Annotated in this window: 14 protein-coding genes and 1 pseudogene; 11 read left to right on the top strand and 4 right to left on the bottom strand. The window is 44.2% G+C overall.

All coding sequences use genetic code 11. From position 1 onward, the window contains the following. The first annotated feature begins 5 nt into the window (after nt 1–5). Nucleotides 6–617, top strand: a complete 612-nt coding sequence (locus AC50X8_RS26825) for a TetR/AcrR family transcriptional regulator (RefSeq protein ID WP_494882630.1) — start codon at nt 6–8, stop codon at nt 615–617. Nucleotides 618–819: 202 nt separating this feature from the next. On the opposite strand, the gene AC50X8_RS26820 is transcribed toward AC50X8_RS26825, so the two are convergent. Further along, the gene (locus AC50X8_RS26820) at nt 820–1,695 is read right to left on the bottom strand and encodes a LysR family transcriptional regulator (protein WP_056032133.1); all 876 of its coding nucleotides are present in this window, start codon (nt 1,693–1,695) and stop codon (nt 820–822) included. A 108-nt stretch (nt 1,696–1,803) separates the two neighbouring features. Between AC50X8_RS26820 and AC50X8_RS26815 the strand changes: the two genes are divergently transcribed. Both AC50X8_RS26815 and AC50X8_RS26810 read left to right on the top strand, forming a co-directional pair. After that, a complete protein-coding gene (locus tag AC50X8_RS26815) occupies nt 1,804–2,598 on the top strand; it encodes an SDR family oxidoreductase (protein ID WP_056032136.1) in 795 nt (264 codons plus the stop codon). Then, nucleotides 2,573–2,989, top strand: coding sequence for a nuclear transport factor 2 family protein (locus AC50X8_RS26810; protein WP_494882628.1), 417 nt, complete (start codon nt 2,573–2,575; stop codon nt 2,987–2,989). The genes AC50X8_RS26815 and AC50X8_RS26810 overlap by 26 nt, the downstream gene beginning before the upstream one ends. A gap of 104 nt (nt 2,990–3,093) precedes the next feature. Here AC50X8_RS26810 and AC50X8_RS26805 read toward each other — a convergent pair whose 3' ends face one another. Together AC50X8_RS26805 and AC50X8_RS26800 are read right to left on the bottom strand one after the other, a co-directional pair. Next, on the bottom strand, nt 3,094–4,794 hold the full coding sequence (locus tag AC50X8_RS26805) for a methyl-accepting chemotaxis protein (protein ID WP_056032141.1): 1,701 nt from the start codon (nt 4,792–4,794) through the stop codon (nt 3,094–3,096). Nucleotides 4,795–4,934: 140 nt separating this feature from the next. Further along, on the bottom strand, nt 4,935–5,819 hold the full coding sequence (locus AC50X8_RS26800; RefSeq protein ID WP_494882626.1) for a TetR/AcrR family transcriptional regulator: 885 nt from the start codon (nt 5,817–5,819) through the stop codon (nt 4,935–4,937). Between the two features lie 196 nt (nt 5,820–6,015). Between AC50X8_RS26800 and AC50X8_RS26795 the strand changes: the two genes are divergently transcribed. Then, a complete protein-coding gene (locus tag AC50X8_RS26795; protein ID WP_494863691.1) occupies nt 6,016–6,732 on the top strand; it encodes an MBL fold metallo-hydrolase in 717 nt (238 codons plus the stop codon). Continuing rightward, on the top strand, nt 6,729–7,865 hold the full coding sequence (locus tag AC50X8_RS26790; RefSeq protein ID WP_494882624.1) for an AbrB family transcriptional regulator: 1,137 nt from the start codon (nt 6,729–6,731) through the stop codon (nt 7,863–7,865). The genes AC50X8_RS26795 and AC50X8_RS26790 overlap by 4 nt, the downstream gene beginning before the upstream one ends. Before the next feature lie 32 nt (nt 7,866–7,897). On the opposite strand, the gene AC50X8_RS26785 is transcribed toward AC50X8_RS26790, so the two are convergent. Beyond that, entirely contained in the window at nt 7,898–8,845 is a 948-nt protein-coding gene (locus tag AC50X8_RS26785) for a ketopantoate reductase family protein (RefSeq protein ID WP_056032149.1), read from the bottom strand. A 165-nt stretch (nt 8,846–9,010) separates the two neighbouring features. Here AC50X8_RS26785 and AC50X8_RS26780 point away from each other — a divergent pair, with 165 nt between their 5' ends. The 6 genes and pseudogenes from AC50X8_RS26780 to AC50X8_RS26755 all read left to right on the top strand — a co-directional run bounded on the left by AC50X8_RS26780 (nt 9,011) and on the right by AC50X8_RS26755 (nt 13,992). Further along, nucleotides 9,011–9,580 carry a TetR/AcrR family transcriptional regulator gene (locus AC50X8_RS26780; RefSeq protein WP_056032152.1) on the top strand — a complete coding sequence of 190 codons (570 nt, stop codon included), beginning with the start codon at nt 9,011–9,013 and terminating at the stop codon, nt 9,578–9,580. Nucleotides 9,581–9,809: 229 nt separating this feature from the next. Then, nucleotides 9,810–10,034 carry a spore coat associated protein CotJA gene (locus AC50X8_RS26775; RefSeq protein ID WP_056032155.1) on the top strand — a complete coding sequence of 75 codons (225 nt, stop codon included), beginning with the start codon at nt 9,810–9,812 and terminating at the stop codon, nt 10,032–10,034. 2 nt (nt 10,035–10,036) lie between these two features. Beyond that, nucleotides 10,037–10,309 (top strand): spore coat protein CotJB, encoded by a 273-nt coding sequence (locus AC50X8_RS26770; protein ID WP_056032158.1) that lies wholly within the window; start codon nt 10,037–10,039, stop codon nt 10,307–10,309. Between the two features lie 108 nt (nt 10,310–10,417). Then, nucleotides 10,418–10,609, top strand: a pseudogene (locus tag AC50X8_RS26765) (manganese catalase family protein); the annotation flags it as partial. Nucleotides 10,610–11,380: 771 nt separating this feature from the next. Continuing rightward, on the top strand, nt 11,381–12,631 hold the full coding sequence (locus tag AC50X8_RS26760; RefSeq protein ID WP_494882622.1) for a Shedu anti-phage system protein SduA domain-containing protein: 1,251 nt from the start codon (nt 11,381–11,383) through the stop codon (nt 12,629–12,631). A gap of 65 nt (nt 12,632–12,696) precedes the next feature. Beyond that, nucleotides 12,697–13,992, top strand: a complete 1,296-nt coding sequence (locus AC50X8_RS26755) for a hypothetical protein (protein WP_494882620.1) — start codon at nt 12,697–12,699, stop codon at nt 13,990–13,992. Nucleotides 13,993–14,048: the final 56 nt, after the last annotated feature.

The following is a 14,048-nucleotide window of genomic DNA, read 5'->3' as shown; positions in this document are numbered from 1 at the left end:
AAGACATGAAAACGGTGGAAACGAAGCGGTACCTCAAGGGGAAACAAACAAAAAAGAAAATATTTTCTGTTGCCAAAGAGCTCATTTTAGCCAAAGGCTACAATCAGGTTACAGTAGACGAAATCTGCGCGAAATGCGGCCTTTCCAAAGGTGCTTTTTACATTCATTACAAGTCGAAAGAGGCTATCGTCAAACAATTATACCGCGATGATATTAGCGAATATATAAATGAGCAATTCCAGCAGTATGCGAACGAGCATCCTGCAGCTGCCCCGATAGACAAGCTTAAAGCTTTTGTTGTCATCGCATTAAGCTTTTCGTCGGTCGCAGGAGCAGAATTGACAAAGCTGGCGCATATCGTCAATTTGTCCTCCACATCGCCGGACAGCTCCTCTTATTTGGCGGACTGTTTGAAGCCAGAGCTGCTGTATGAAATTGTGGATGAAGGGCTATCCCAATCGCTGTTCACTGGCGAATTGTCCCGGGAAGAAATTGCAAATTATTTATACACCTATATCACGGGAGCTTTGATCACCTGGTGCCAATCCGACTCTGCCTACGATATCGTGAAAACGGAAGAGAAATCGGTGGAAGTGCTTGTAAAAGGCCTTCAATGACCGATATGCTTCAGGGAATCCCCTCTCCAACTGGCTATGTCATAAAAACACCCCGAAAGTGATGCATCATCTGAAATTGCCCCCGTTCATGAAACAAGGATAAAACACCTCCAAGTTGTACGATTATTTTACAATAGCCGTATTTCCAACTTAAAGGCGCTTTATCCTAGAGTGAATTTTTCATACAAGCGCGTAAATCAGCCTACCGCTGCTCATTTTCAACAAATGCAATAAACCGCTTGGCAGCCGGAGAAATATGACGATCCTCCCTCCACTTTAAGCCTATTTCCCAATACCAGCCATCATCCGTAATCGGAATCCAAACAAGTTCGTTTAACATTAATCCCATCGTCTTAGGCAAGACAGATACACCGAGATTTGACTTAACAAAGCCGGCTACTGTGATTAAGTCCTCGGCTTCATACGCCGAATCAAGTACAAAACCAGTATGTTGGAAACGCGACATTATCGTCGCTTTTAAGCCGCAATTGTTTTTCAAACCGATGAATGGCTCGCCCGAAAGCTCTGCCAAACTCAAAGCTGAACGATTCGCTAAATGATGCTGAGAGGCTACAACAATATACAATGGGACCTTCTGGATCATCATCCATTTATGATTGTCTAAAGTAGATTCCTTCGATGTAATCATAAGATCCGAATGTCCTTGTTCCAAATGCTCATCTATATCTCCAAGATTCCCTTGTGTCAATTCAAATCGAACCTTGGGATAGTCTAATTGATAGCTTCGGACTAAATGGGGGATTAAGTCAACACCAAGGATATTGAGATAGGATAAAGTAATAACGCCCGTCTCCGGGCTAGACCATTCTTCGATTTCTTTTACGCCGCTTTCAATGTTCTGCAAGGCTTTGCCGATCCATTTGGAGAACATGGCGCCATTGCGGTTCAGCTTCACGTTTCGCCCATTACGCTCAAACAAGGGAGCCCCGATTTCGTTCTCAAGCTTTGCAATCGCATGACTTAGCGCTGGCTGGGTAATACCGAGTGTCTTTGAAGCCATCGTCATGTGTTCTAAGCGTGCTACCGTCATAAAGTACTCTAATTGTGTAAGCTCCATTATGTGACCTTCTTTATATTAATATTATTCATCAATTTCATTATTATAATAGATTGGACGTTATGGAAGAGTCAAGTGTACTATTATTCATTATAAGGAGGAATAGATATGGATAGCACATTTGAGTACTCGGCAACAGAATTTAAAGGCAAGAAGGTGCTTGTAACTGGCGGTACAAAAGGAATGGGGCAAGCTGTTGTGAAGAGGCTAGCAAGCAGTGGAGCCACTGTCTTGACAACAGCCCGTTCCGTATCTGCTGACATGCCCGCTTCGGTCAAATTTGTTCAAGCCGATATTGCTTCGCCTGAAGGAGTAGAGCAAGTGATTGCAGCAGTGAAAGAACAGCTTGGTAGTATTGATATTATTGTCCATTGTGTAGGCGGATCCTCTACTCCACCAGGAGGCGCACTTGTCCTTAGCGATGACGATTGGCTGCAGGCATTAAATTGGAATCTTCTGGCCGCAGTAAGGCTTGATCGCGGTTTAATTCCACTCATGTTGGAAAACAAATCAGGCGTTATTCTGCATTTCACCTCCATCCAAAGAAAATTGCCTCTTTACGAGACTACATTAGCTTATGCAGCAGCTAAAGCTGCTCTCGCTAATTACAGCAAGGGGCTGTCTAATGAATTTTCTCCCCGTGGTATTCGTATTAATTCATTGTCTCCTGGTTTTATTCAGACTGAGGCAGCAGATGCGTTAATTGAGAGGATGGCAACTGCAACAGGAAGCAGAGAAAGTGCGCTCCAGCAGCTTATGGATTCGCTTGGAGGCATTCCAATTGGCCGCCCTGGGTTTCCTGAAGAAGTTGCTGAGCTGGTTGCATTTTTGGTTTCTGATCGTGCAGCATCCATTACAGGAAGCGAATATGTCATTGATGGCGGAACCATTCCTACCATTTAATTACTCAAACAAACTAAGGGGAGATACTATGGAAATCCTTCAAATTCCAACTGTAATTCGTGAATATATGGATGCATCGAATAAGCCCGATCCAGAAGCATTTATAAATTGTTTTTCAGAAGATGCCGTTGTTTTGGATGAAGGAAAAAAGCGGATTGGCAAAAAGGAGATTAAAAAATGGGCCGATCAATACCATTTTGGAGCAAATGTAACGTTAGAGCCTAGATCAATACAAGAGAATAAGGATGAGATTGTTGTAACATGCAAGTTGGAAGGAACTTACGACAAAACAGGGTTACCCGACCCATTATTGCTCGATTACCATTTCCGTATTGCAGATGTTAAAATTGCGAGTTTATCCATTTTTCTAAACGATCACAAAAAAGATTAGAGAAATCAATCGCACAAAGTTTAAAAGCAAAGAGACAGCCCCTGTGCTACCGGGAGCTGTCTCTTTGCTTTTATTACAAATGAAGCTTGAAAGCTGGCATTCGCTTATACTTTGAATCTGCTGATTTTATCCTGAAGCTCCTCAGCCATGCTGGACAATGATGCCGCCGAGGATGCAATTTCCTCCATCGAAGCAAGCTGCTCCTGTGTCGCTGCGGATACATTATGCGCGCCGCCCGAAGCTTCCTCCGCAATATGCGAAATTTGCTTCACGAAGCCGACAACCTCATCCGTGCTTGCCGCCATTTGCTCGGCACTAGCCGAAACCTCTTGGATTTCGCCAGCTACCTTGTTAACGGCATCCAAAATTTGTTCGAAGGCTTCTCCAGCATTCGTCACAACTGCGATACCTTGCGATACCTCTTGTTTGTTCATCGTTACAGCTTGGACTGCATTAATCGTGTCCTTCTGAATAACGCTGACCAATCCGGTAATTTGCATGGCCGAAGCGGACGATTGCTCGGCCAGCTTGCGGACCTCATCTGCTACGACCGCAAAACCGCGACCGTGATCGCCTGCTCTTGCCGCTTCAATCGCCGCATTCAGAGCAAGCAGATTAGTTTGCGTTGCAATGGCGGTAATCACATCGGTAATTTTGCCAATCTCATGCGAACGCTCGCCAAGTTCAGTGACCAAGTCAGCAAGCGAAGAAATCGAACGCTGAATGGAATCCATTTGTACGACGGCCTGCTGAATCGTCCGGTTGCCTTCTGATGATTGAGCCGCCGCATCGAGTGCCGATGTAGATACGCTTTGCGCACGCAGCGCGATCTGCTCGACACCTATCGACATTTCGTCGATCGCTTGAGAGGAGCGCTTCACCATATCAACCTGCTCGCTTGTTCCGACAGCCAGTTCCTCGACCGTCTCGGAAATTTGCTCCGAAGCCTTGCTGTTCTGCTCAGCGCTTGCCATCAGCTCCTCGGAGGAAGCGGCAACGAGCGAAGAGGTCATGGAGACCGAATTAATGACCTCACGCAAACTGTGGGTCATTGCATTAAAGGATTTAGCCAAATCGCCGATTTCATCGCGGTTTTTAATGACGATCGTCTCGCCGGTCAGGTCGCCTTGGGCAATTTGCTCCGCCGCTCTGCTTACTTTCTGTACAGACCTAGATACCATCTGCGAAATCAAGATAGCAATAGCAATCGCTAGCAGTACAGCGAAGATGACTACGGCTATAATGGTATTCGTGCTAGTCACAGCCAGATCAACTGACTCGTCTGCAGCGTTTTTCGATCCTTCTATTCCCAGATTGATCAATTTGGTAATATTGTCATTAGCCGTATACCAGAGCGGGTAAGCTGTCGTATGCAGCTCGCTCGCCCTTTCAAAGTTATTTTCCTTGCCATATGCGATAAACTCTGGCATTTTGGTCAAATAAAGATCCAAGCTTTTGCCGAATTCATCGAACAGCGCCTTCTCTTCTTCAGTTTGAACCATCGTTGCATATTGCTCGCGTTCGGTTTTAATCTTGTCGATAAGATCGTTCAAAGCACTGTTCAACTTGTTGACTTCATCTGTATCCGTCTCGACAATGATGTTCAGGGCAAGCCGCTCAATGTCAGACACTTCCCCGTTCATAATTCCAAGAAGGGATACGCTTGGCATCCACCTATCATTCATTTCCTTTGCTTTGTCGCCCATTCCGTTCATGGCAAACATCGCGATTAACCCTGTTGCAACAAGCAGTAACGCTACCGAAATAAAACCCGTTAGCAATTTAAAGCGAATGCTGAACCTCATAACTTCACTCCTCTGATGTGTGTCTTAAATATATCGACATTTTTATCATGGGAGTGAATATGCGTTCGACAATTTTCGGGATAATATTCCTTTCTTAGACAGGTCAGATACCATTGCCCAATAGTCACAAGGGCAAGCTGCTAGAACAGCATAAGATTCAGCTGTCTTACATCAGCCCTCAGCTCGGAAACGTTGTCCAAATAGGCGATAAGCACGCGTACAAGTGTCGGATTTCGCTGCTCTGCCCGAGCCTCCTGCCCAAGGAGCGAAACGACTTCCCGCAGTTCTGCGCGAACAGCCTCTGGCTTAGGCAGCTCGTCTATTTTCCCCGCCAGTGCTTGAAGAAACTGCACAGCCGTTTCCCGCCGTACCGGCTCATCGCTCGGGTTCAAATGGTTAAAATAGACGTTCGCGCCATCAATAATCGGCTTCGGCTGCTTGGCCGCCATATCGCGGACGACGGCGTCCATCCGGTCCACCAGAAAAGCGGCCAGCTCTGCCATCGGCACGGCTATGACCTTCTGAATGGCATAGGACAAATATTGCAGCAGCATGCCTCGAAAAATGGTAACGACATCCCATATGATAGCGTCGATTTGCTCGCCGTACGCTTCTGTCAGCAGCTCCCGATGCCACGATAGCATAGCCGCTTTTTTATTTTGCCATGCCGTCAAAAATTTATCATTCGCCGTAATCGGCAGCTCCTTAAAGTCGAGCATGAACAAATGGTTCTCCATCGTATAATACAGCTGGAATTCAATTTTCCGGCGAAACTTCTCCTTTGGCGCAAGCCCCTGCTGCGACTGCACACGGTCAAGCTCCGCTTCCTGCTCCAGCAAAGAACGGTAGCAAACGGTAAACACCTCGGTGAATAAATCTTCCTTGGAAGCAAAAAACTTATATATGCTCGCTTTCGCCATGCCGCAAGCTTCAGCAATATCCTGCATGGATGCAGCGCTGTAGCCCTTCTCCCGAAAAAGCGCCAAAGCAGCGTCTAAAATTTTTCCTTTTCGTAATTCCTCCATTTAGATGCCCTCCTCCCCCCTATCTTGACATGAGGAAAGGGCGAGGTCAACGTCTGGAGTTGACACCGAAACTATTTAGTTTTATATTGAACTCATAAGTTTTACTTTACTGGTAAAGGAGGTGCGCTGCCGCTTGTTTCTATTTAAATAGGAATAAAGCTGTGGCCTGCACATGCGCATAGCCGAAGGAATTGAAATGCTGGAATTGACTTTAAGCTTGGGAGACAATCATAGAGTATTTCATCCCACAGCGATATTAGGGCCGGACTTCTGGGTGCTGGTTGATACGGGCCTGCCAGGCTCTGCCGAAGCGATTCAGCGAATGGTCGTAGAGGCAGGATTTCCCGATGTACCGCCAAGCGCTATTATTCTTACTCATCAGGATCTGGATCATATCGGGGGCTTGCCAGGTTTTCTGTCCTCGAGTCGCAAGCTGCCCGTCGTTTACGCCCATCTTGGGGATCAGGCTGCGATTGACGGGAAAGAGCCGCTGCTCAAAGCGTCTCCTGAAAGGCTGGCGCAGCTGCTTGAGACGATGCCTGAACAGCAGCGGACAGCGTTTGAGCACACTTTTATCCATCCAACCCGTCCGAACGTTAATTTGACGATTGCAGATGGCGATACGCTCGACTTCGGCGGCGGGCTTACCGTTATTCATACACCCGGCCATACGCCGGGACATCTCTCTCTGTATCATCAGCCGAGCAAGACGCTTCTCGCGGGGGATGCCATGGTGGTGATCGATGGCCAGCTATCCGGGCCAGTGCCTGCTGCCACCCCAAATATGGCGGAGGCTATCCGTTCCCTCAGCAAGCTTAAAGCGTTTGATATCGAGCAGGTGATTTGCTACCATGGCGGGCTGTTCCAAGGAGACGCAAACAAACGAATTGCTGAGCTGGCTGACCAGCTGTGATCCGTTTTGTAACGGCACTCGTGCTCGCTTTAGCCGGGGGCTATCTGTTCGCATCGCTTCATGTGCCGCTGCCTTGGCTGCTCGGTCCGATGGTATTCGCCTTTCTCGGTTCACGATTGCTGAGAAAGACATTCAAACCGCAATGGCCCAGCTCCATGCGCAATATAGCACTGCTTATTATTGGCTATTCAATCGGACTGTCCCTTACAGTCGACACGATGAAGGAAATGGGCCATCAGCTGCCGACTATGGTGCTTATGACGGTACTGCTGCTGCTATTTAGCGGGTTAATTGGCATCACGATTGCCAAGCTGTCTGGATTGCCGCTGCCGACCGTCCTAATGGGCTGCATTCCGGGCGGCTTGTCGCAAATGGTTATTTTAGCGGAGGATACGAAGGGCATTGATATTACGGTCGTCACCTTTTTGCAGGTATCGCGGCTGATGATGATTATTTTTTGTGTGCCGCTGCTCGTATTCAGCCCATTGTTCGGGGGCGTTCACGATGAAATCGTCGTTGCAGCAGCAGGCTCCGAGTGGACGCAGTGGGGCGCCTTATTCCCGGGCATTGTGCCGTTTGCCCTCGCTTGTGTGGCGGCGGCGCTGCTGGCAAAAAAGATCAAGATGCCTTCGTCCTATTTGCTCGGCCCGATGATCGCAACCGCACTGCTTCATAACTTTGGCTTAGACGCTCCTCTGCTGCCATCGACCTTGTTGAGTGCAGCACAGCTCATGATCGGCACCTATGTCGGACTGCTGCTGCGGCCGGAAAATTTGAAAAATAAAACACGCATCACCCTGCTCGCCATCCTAAGCGGAATCGTCCTCATTGCCGGAGCATTCGGCATGAGCCTGCTGCTTGCCAAGCTGCATAATCTGTCGCCTGCCACTGCTTTTCTTAGCATGTCCCCTGGCGGCATGGACCAGATGGGCATTATCGCCAAGGAGATTCATGCGGATGTTGCCATCGTCAGCGTCTACCAGCTGTTTCGAACATGGTTCATCTACTTCGCCATCCCACCCCTGCTGAGGCTTCTTTTCAAGCGTAACGGCGGCAGTGGCAGCGGAATAGGATCGGCAGCCGGCTCAAATGGGCAGCAGCCGATGGAAAGTAAGCAAGGACAGCGGGCTTAAGCGAAGCCGCGCTGTCCTTTTTTATCCACCACTTATCGTCTTTCGTTAGCTTTCCCCTCCATTTTTGCAAGGAACGCCTCCTCAAGCTCATTCCAGTTTGGCGTCGCTATACGGGCTTGCTGCTTCCAAACGTCGAACGCTTTATGCAAATGGGCGATTTCCACGAATGAGCCATCTATCATTTTCGCAACGGGAAGACGATGATAAATGTTCAGAAAAAAGTAGACGAGCTGCCTTTTCCGGCGAAAATAATCAACCTGGCTTGCAGGTGTAATCGTATAGCCGATAGCCTCCATTACTTTAAAGCCTTCATCAACGGCTGCAATCATTTGCAGGAGCAGTTTTTTGTCCTTCGCTATCTGTTTAAATTGATTGTCTTGGACATAACTAACGGAGCTCAACACCAGAATAGGGACAATGTGGCTTTTAAGCCATGCATCTATATCCTCATGATAATCGATTTTATATTTGACATCAGCAAATGCTTTGTCGATTAAATCTTTAAAGGGAACAGGCCCGTTCAAGCTGCCAAGCACCATTTGACCGCCTCCACGCACGGAGATCATGCGCCCCTTTTCTCTGCGGCCGCCGCTTAGCTGGAAGCCGAAGGCAACCTTTTTGTCAGGCAAGCTATTCTCCAACAGCTCTTTCTCCGTCGTACTGGCCGTCGGATTATTGCCGACAAGCACGATATGGCTGCTTTTATTTTTCGCCAAAATCGGCAGCACCGCTGGGAAATCATTATATTTCATCACAACAAAAATCAGGTCATAGCTGTCATCCGCCGGGAGTGCTTGAATGACCTTCACTTTATCTACGGTCGTTTTACGCTGAAAATAATGGCGAATGACGAGCCCATCCTCGCTCAGCTCCTCCGCTCTGCTTCCTCTTGCAAGCACCGTGACGTCATTGCCTCCCTGCACTAACACATGGGCCAGATAGCTGCCTAAAACGCCCGCGCCATAAACTAATATTTTCATATTCCACCCCTTATCGATTTGAACATTTGTTGATTTATCGACATTCGTTCAATACAATGATAGTACCAACGACTTGGGATCGCTTCAATCGTTAAAAAAGTCCGATTCGTTGATTAATCAACAGATTTGGTGAAGTTGTTTATATCCACTTTTCAGGAGGATTCTATGGACAGACGGGTGCTCAAAACGCGGGATGCGATTATGAAAGCTTTTATTGCCCTTATGGCAGAGAAAAATTTCGAGCAAATTACGATTAATGAAATTGCAGACCGGGCTAATGTAAACCGGGGCACCGTATATTTGCATTATGTAGACAAATTCGATCTTCTCGATCAATGCATAGAGGTCCATTTAGTCCAATTGCAGCAAAAATGCTTGCCTAACGAGGAGGCAACCTCCTTTACGTCTAAAGAGCTGCTGCTTCGAACGCTTGTATTTTTAGAGGAGCATGCTTTCCTATATTCGACTCTGCTGACAAACAAGAGCATCCCCGCTTTTCGAAGCCGCATGATGGAGTTGATGTTTCAGCAGCTAGGTGAAAACATCGATAAGAGTGATATGAACAAAGACAGGAACCAAGAAGTACTGAAGCAGTTTTTAGTATCCGCTGCGGTCGGTGTTCTGGAGTGGTGGATTACCCGTTCCATGCCCTATCCAGCCAAAGAGATGGCCGAAGAGTTATGGGCGCTGCTTGAGCGCAATCAGATGGTGCCGCAGGATGTGGAATCGAAATAAGCCAGGGCAGTTCCTCCTTGTAGAGGTACTGCCTTATTTTCGTTGCTGATCTGCAACGGATTTATTAACGAGCAAACCGACGAATAGCTGCTTAAATTTTCAACAGACAAGCAAGTTAGCTGAAATTTGAACATACAAATGTTTTAATACTCCAGCCAAGAGAACCATTTGTTGGACAAAATTGAAAGCAAAGAGAAGTGTTAGGCTAGCTGGATGAAGGAGGCCGTGCATGAACAGCAATCCGCAAATTCGAAAATGGTACCCCTTTGTCGGGCCGCATGATCCGTGCGAGCCGATGATTGTGCGGACGTATGTCGTTCCGCCGAACCAGTACATTCCTTTTCAGCCGATGAACCTTCCGCAATTTTCGCTAGAAGAGGCGCTGCGGCTTGGAACGCTATGGCCTGCCTTATACAGCCCGTACGCATCCAAATGTGGAGGGGGGAGCTATTAGCCATGAGTGAGCAGCCAATGGTGTGCGATGAAGCCTATTATGCCAAGCTTTTGGAGCTGCAGCAGTTGGGTTTTGGCCTGCTTGAGCTGAACCTCTATCTCGACACCCATCCGCATGACCATCATGCCCTGCAGCAATTCAATTATTTGGCCCAGCAACGCATGCAATGCGCCCAGCAGTTCGAAATGAAGTATGGTCCGCTGATGAACTATGGACACAGCTTCTCGGGTTACCCTTTCCAATGGCCGAATACGCCTTGGCCGTGGCAGGTGTAGCAGGCCTGACAGACAGTCAACATGAAGTACAGCGGGCTGCCGCTGCTGATGACATCTGGGTAGCGGTCTAAAAAAGCGGCAGCTTAGCATGTTGGAGGTGACAACGGCATGTGGGTTTATGAGAAAAAGCTCCAGTACCCCGTTCGGGTTAGCAAATGCGATCCTCGAATGGCGCGTTATCTCGCCGAACAATACGGCGGCGCGGATGGAGAACTGGCGGCGGCACTTCGTTATCTGAATCAACGCTATACGATTCCGAGCAAGGTCATTGGCTTGCTAACGGATATTGGCACAGAGGAATAAGAACATCAACCATAGAAGTGATTATTTCAACCTTCAATTGCTTAGGTTTTAGCAATTGAAGGTTTCTCTTTTTTTTGATACCTCTTCAAAGTCAATTTTGTAAATGATTCTTCCGTTACATCAACGAGCAGCAAATCAGCCGACTGCCGTAATGTCTACTTTGAACTCAATTTTTCCGTTAGCATAACGATACGCCATACTTTTTTTAAAAACAGAAGAAAAATCTCTTTCTATTCCCGTAGTCCAAAATAAAGAGCTTATTCATACCCATAGTTCTCAACATATTGGAAATCCAAAGAAATTCTATTATGCTGAGAACCGTGGCTATACTTATGAATTTAAGTCCTGCGTAAGACCAGATTACGATCATTCCTGCCCAATAAGCATTGTATATTGGGAAAACTATAGATTACTAGTTCGCAATTTCTTACTATTTCTATACACTAAGCAAGGAAATAAGCTGGTTTAATCTCTATTGCACAGCATAATTAAGCAACTAAAGGGAATTATGCTCAGACTAGTTAAGCTAGATAATCTCGACACTAATTGTGATAACATCCAGATATTTTAATTTAACAATTAACATTCTAACCTGAATATATAATTGAGCTCTTCCCCCTCCCCTTCACACAAGAAAATCTAGAAGTATTTGTATATTTGTGAGGTTGGATATATGATGGAGCTGGAGTTACGTAACTATGAAAAGGAATGTCTGTGGTTGTGGTATTTTAATTATATTTAAGATAAAAACAATTTTGGAGGATAACTATGGAATTGAGCAACGAGGAACCATTCAATAATCTTAATGAGCTTGTGTTAAAAGTCAGCCATTTTCTTAATGAAAATTATTGGTCAAAATTATATTATACCCTTAAAAAACAGCCTGAACTTTTGAATGGGTTTCCATTATTTCTAATCAACCCTGATAAGTTAGTTTTCTATTTTGGGAAGAATCATTTTGCTATAGAGTATTTTGGTCCTACAGAAGGATCAAGTCTTAGTACTTCTTTAGAATTCAAAGTTGAATTTACCGTAATGGATTACACAATGTCCGAGAATTTGTTTGAAGATATTGTTGGCTTTCAGTTTGGTGGGGATCTAGAATTTAAAAGTTTCGTCCCTCCGTACGCAGAAAATATGTTTGCACCTTCTAATGATGCACTAGATATTTTGTTTGATAATGGTTGGAATATAGGAGCACAGTCAATGCTCCTAAGTATGAATTCACCAACCCTCGAGCTCATTGTAGGCAATCGGACAAGGGTTGTGAATAGTTTCTTTTATGGTACTGATTCACAAGGAGGGCTGTTAGTTAGAAATATAAAATGGTTAGATGTTTTTCCAATGGAAATCATAGATTCAAGTGAAGAGGTCGAAACGTTCAATATAGATTTCGGAGATGAGATTTACAATCAATATTTATTTGACGCCAAATATAATTATCCTACCCCAGATGATTTTAAATATGAAAAATTAACGCAACTGAATCGATTTGTTGAATTGTTACATATGAGCAAAACTACCGAAATTGAAATAACTGAATTTCTAAGTAGGTCTGAAAATCTATTTATTCTCAAGTTGGCATTTTTCGGAAAAGAAATTTATTCCGAGAAACAATGTAGTTGGCAATCAGGCGATTTATCTAGACCTGCTATACGTCCGGATTTCTTTGTAACTGCACCTAACGGTTATTCAGATATTGTAGAGTTTAAGCTACCTAAGCTTAGAGGGAACGTAGTGGTTGGAAAGCCGAACCGTGAAACATTTAGTGCTGAGATACAATCCTATGTTTCTCAAACTAGCGTATATGAAGAATACTTTGAAGATCCTAATAACAGATCATTTGTGAAGGCACACCATGGAATATCAGTTAAATACCCTAAGAGAACCTTGGTCATGGGAAGGAGATGGATGTTAAATACAGAAACCTGGAAGCGAATTGAACATGATTATAGGAATATAACTATACGCACATATGACGATCTTATTGATGGGGTACTAGGTCAACTCTATTCTTAAATTAAAGAGGGGTATTCTTCTAATTTTAAATTTTCATAAAAATTCACTATCTCAAGGAGATATCTATGTCTAACGATGATAAAGCGGAGATCAAAATCGCTCCGAGAATTAATAAATCTATCGACAAAAACACTATTACTTCTTTAATATCTCGTTGCTCGGCATCTAAAATTGAATATGTATCTACTAGATCGGACTTCATAATTAAACTAGATTCAGCAAGAGATAAATACGAGATTGTGCTAGAAAATGAATCTGAAGCTTCTTCATTACTAGATATTGAGTTTGAAGACTACACTATTCTAAAAGGTTTGATTGGAATATGTTCCTATGAAAAGAAAATCATCGAATCTTCTATTGAACATGTCTACATGCCGCATAATGGTATCATGAATAGAAAATTGTTTGGAGAATTCCAATTTACAGTTTCTAGCGAGCCAATAGTACTATGTCAGCAGAGTGAAATTGGAGATGTAATGATTGAGATTAGTGGTGTTTCGAAAGAATTATCTCTATTAATGAAGAAAGAACTAAAAAGAAACTCTCCTATATCCATAAAGATAAAAGGTGTAAATATTGTACAACATGACAAGGCAGTAGAATTATTAAGAAAAATTAGTGACTCACTATTTTTTCAAATTGATTTACGGTTTAATTTACCATTAATGCTTTCGAAACAAAATCCTTTTGATTTAGCATTTGGGTTACCACGCAAAGCTAACATCAGTGAATTAAAGTTTCCTAAGACGCAATATAGTAAGGATGCAATTTCATTATACTGGTATGCACGTAGTGCTAGAAGGATGCCGCTACTGCAATACCTTGCTTTCTACCAAGCAATTGAATTTTACTTTCCTATTTATACAGAAATAGAGGCAAAGAAAACGTTAAAAAAAATACTTAAAAACCCCGTTTTTGATGAAGATAATGATGAAGATTTAACAAAACTAATTACAATGATTAGACCAAGATTGAATGGTAAGGGATTTGCTAGCGAGCGTTCGCAGTTATTATCTACTCTCAGAGAATGTGTTAGTCCTGATGAAATCAGGGTATTTTTAAAGGGTTCTGAAGAAAAAGATTTTTTCTCTTTCAAAAATGAATTAGGAAATTATGGGAAGAAGCTTTCTTCAATCCCACTTACTATACAACAAAATGATGATGAATTAATAAATAATTTAAAAGACCGGATATATGATATCCGGTGTAAAATTGTTCATACTAAGACAAATGAGACCGATCAATCCAATGAGTTAATACTGCCATTTTCCAAAGAAGCAGACTATTTGGAACACGACATTAAATTAATTAAGGTAGTGGCCCAGCAGGTGATAATATCCAGCAGTAATTCAATGTTTTAAATTCTCCTTTTGAACAACGAGCATCACAAAAAATACTCGCGGTAGGGATATATTAG

This window comes from Paenibacillus sp. JT22N15, assembly GCF_059383755.1.
The sequence above is the reverse complement of the archived record's forward strand: the minus strand, read 5'-3'. Positions and strand labels throughout refer to the sequence as shown.

What these genes read in the sequence shown, in the direction of transcription:
- AC50X8_RS26825 (WP_494882630.1), top strand. Translation starts at nt 6, where the DNA reads ATGAAAACGGTGGAAACGAAGCGGTACCTCAAGGGGAAACAAACAAAA.
- AC50X8_RS26820 (WP_056032133.1), bottom strand. Translation starts at nt 1,695, where the DNA reads ATGGAGCTTACACAATTAGAGTACTTTATGACGGTAGCACGCTTAGAA.
- AC50X8_RS26815 (WP_056032136.1), top strand. Translation starts at nt 1,804, where the DNA reads ATGGATAGCACATTTGAGTACTCGGCAACAGAATTTAAAGGCAAGAAG.
- AC50X8_RS26810 (WP_494882628.1), top strand. Translation starts at nt 2,573, where the DNA reads ATGGCGGAACCATTCCTACCATTTAATTACTCAAACAAACTAAGGGGA.
- AC50X8_RS26805 (WP_056032141.1), bottom strand. Translation starts at nt 4,794, where the DNA reads ATGAGGTTCAGCATTCGCTTTAAATTGCTAACGGGTTTTATTTCGGTA.
- AC50X8_RS26800 (WP_494882626.1), bottom strand. Translation starts at nt 5,819, where the DNA reads ATGGAGGAATTACGAAAAGGAAAAATTTTAGACGCTGCTTTGGCGCTT.
- AC50X8_RS26795 (WP_494863691.1), top strand. Translation starts at nt 6,016, where the DNA reads ATGCTGGAATTGACTTTAAGCTTGGGAGACAATCATAGAGTATTTCAT.
- AC50X8_RS26785 (WP_056032149.1), bottom strand. Translation starts at nt 8,845, where the DNA reads ATGAAAATATTAGTTTATGGCGCGGGCGTTTTAGGCAGCTATCTGGCC.
- AC50X8_RS26780 (WP_056032152.1), top strand. Translation starts at nt 9,011, where the DNA reads ATGGACAGACGGGTGCTCAAAACGCGGGATGCGATTATGAAAGCTTTT.
- AC50X8_RS26775 (WP_056032155.1), top strand. Translation starts at nt 9,810, where the DNA reads ATGAACAGCAATCCGCAAATTCGAAAATGGTACCCCTTTGTCGGGCCG.
- AC50X8_RS26770 (WP_056032158.1), top strand. Translation starts at nt 10,037, where the DNA reads ATGAGTGAGCAGCCAATGGTGTGCGATGAAGCCTATTATGCCAAGCTT.
- AC50X8_RS26760 (WP_494882622.1), top strand. Translation starts at nt 11,381, where the DNA reads ATGGAATTGAGCAACGAGGAACCATTCAATAATCTTAATGAGCTTGTG.
- AC50X8_RS26755 (WP_494882620.1), top strand. Translation starts at nt 12,697, where the DNA reads ATGTCTAACGATGATAAAGCGGAGATCAAAATCGCTCCGAGAATTAAT.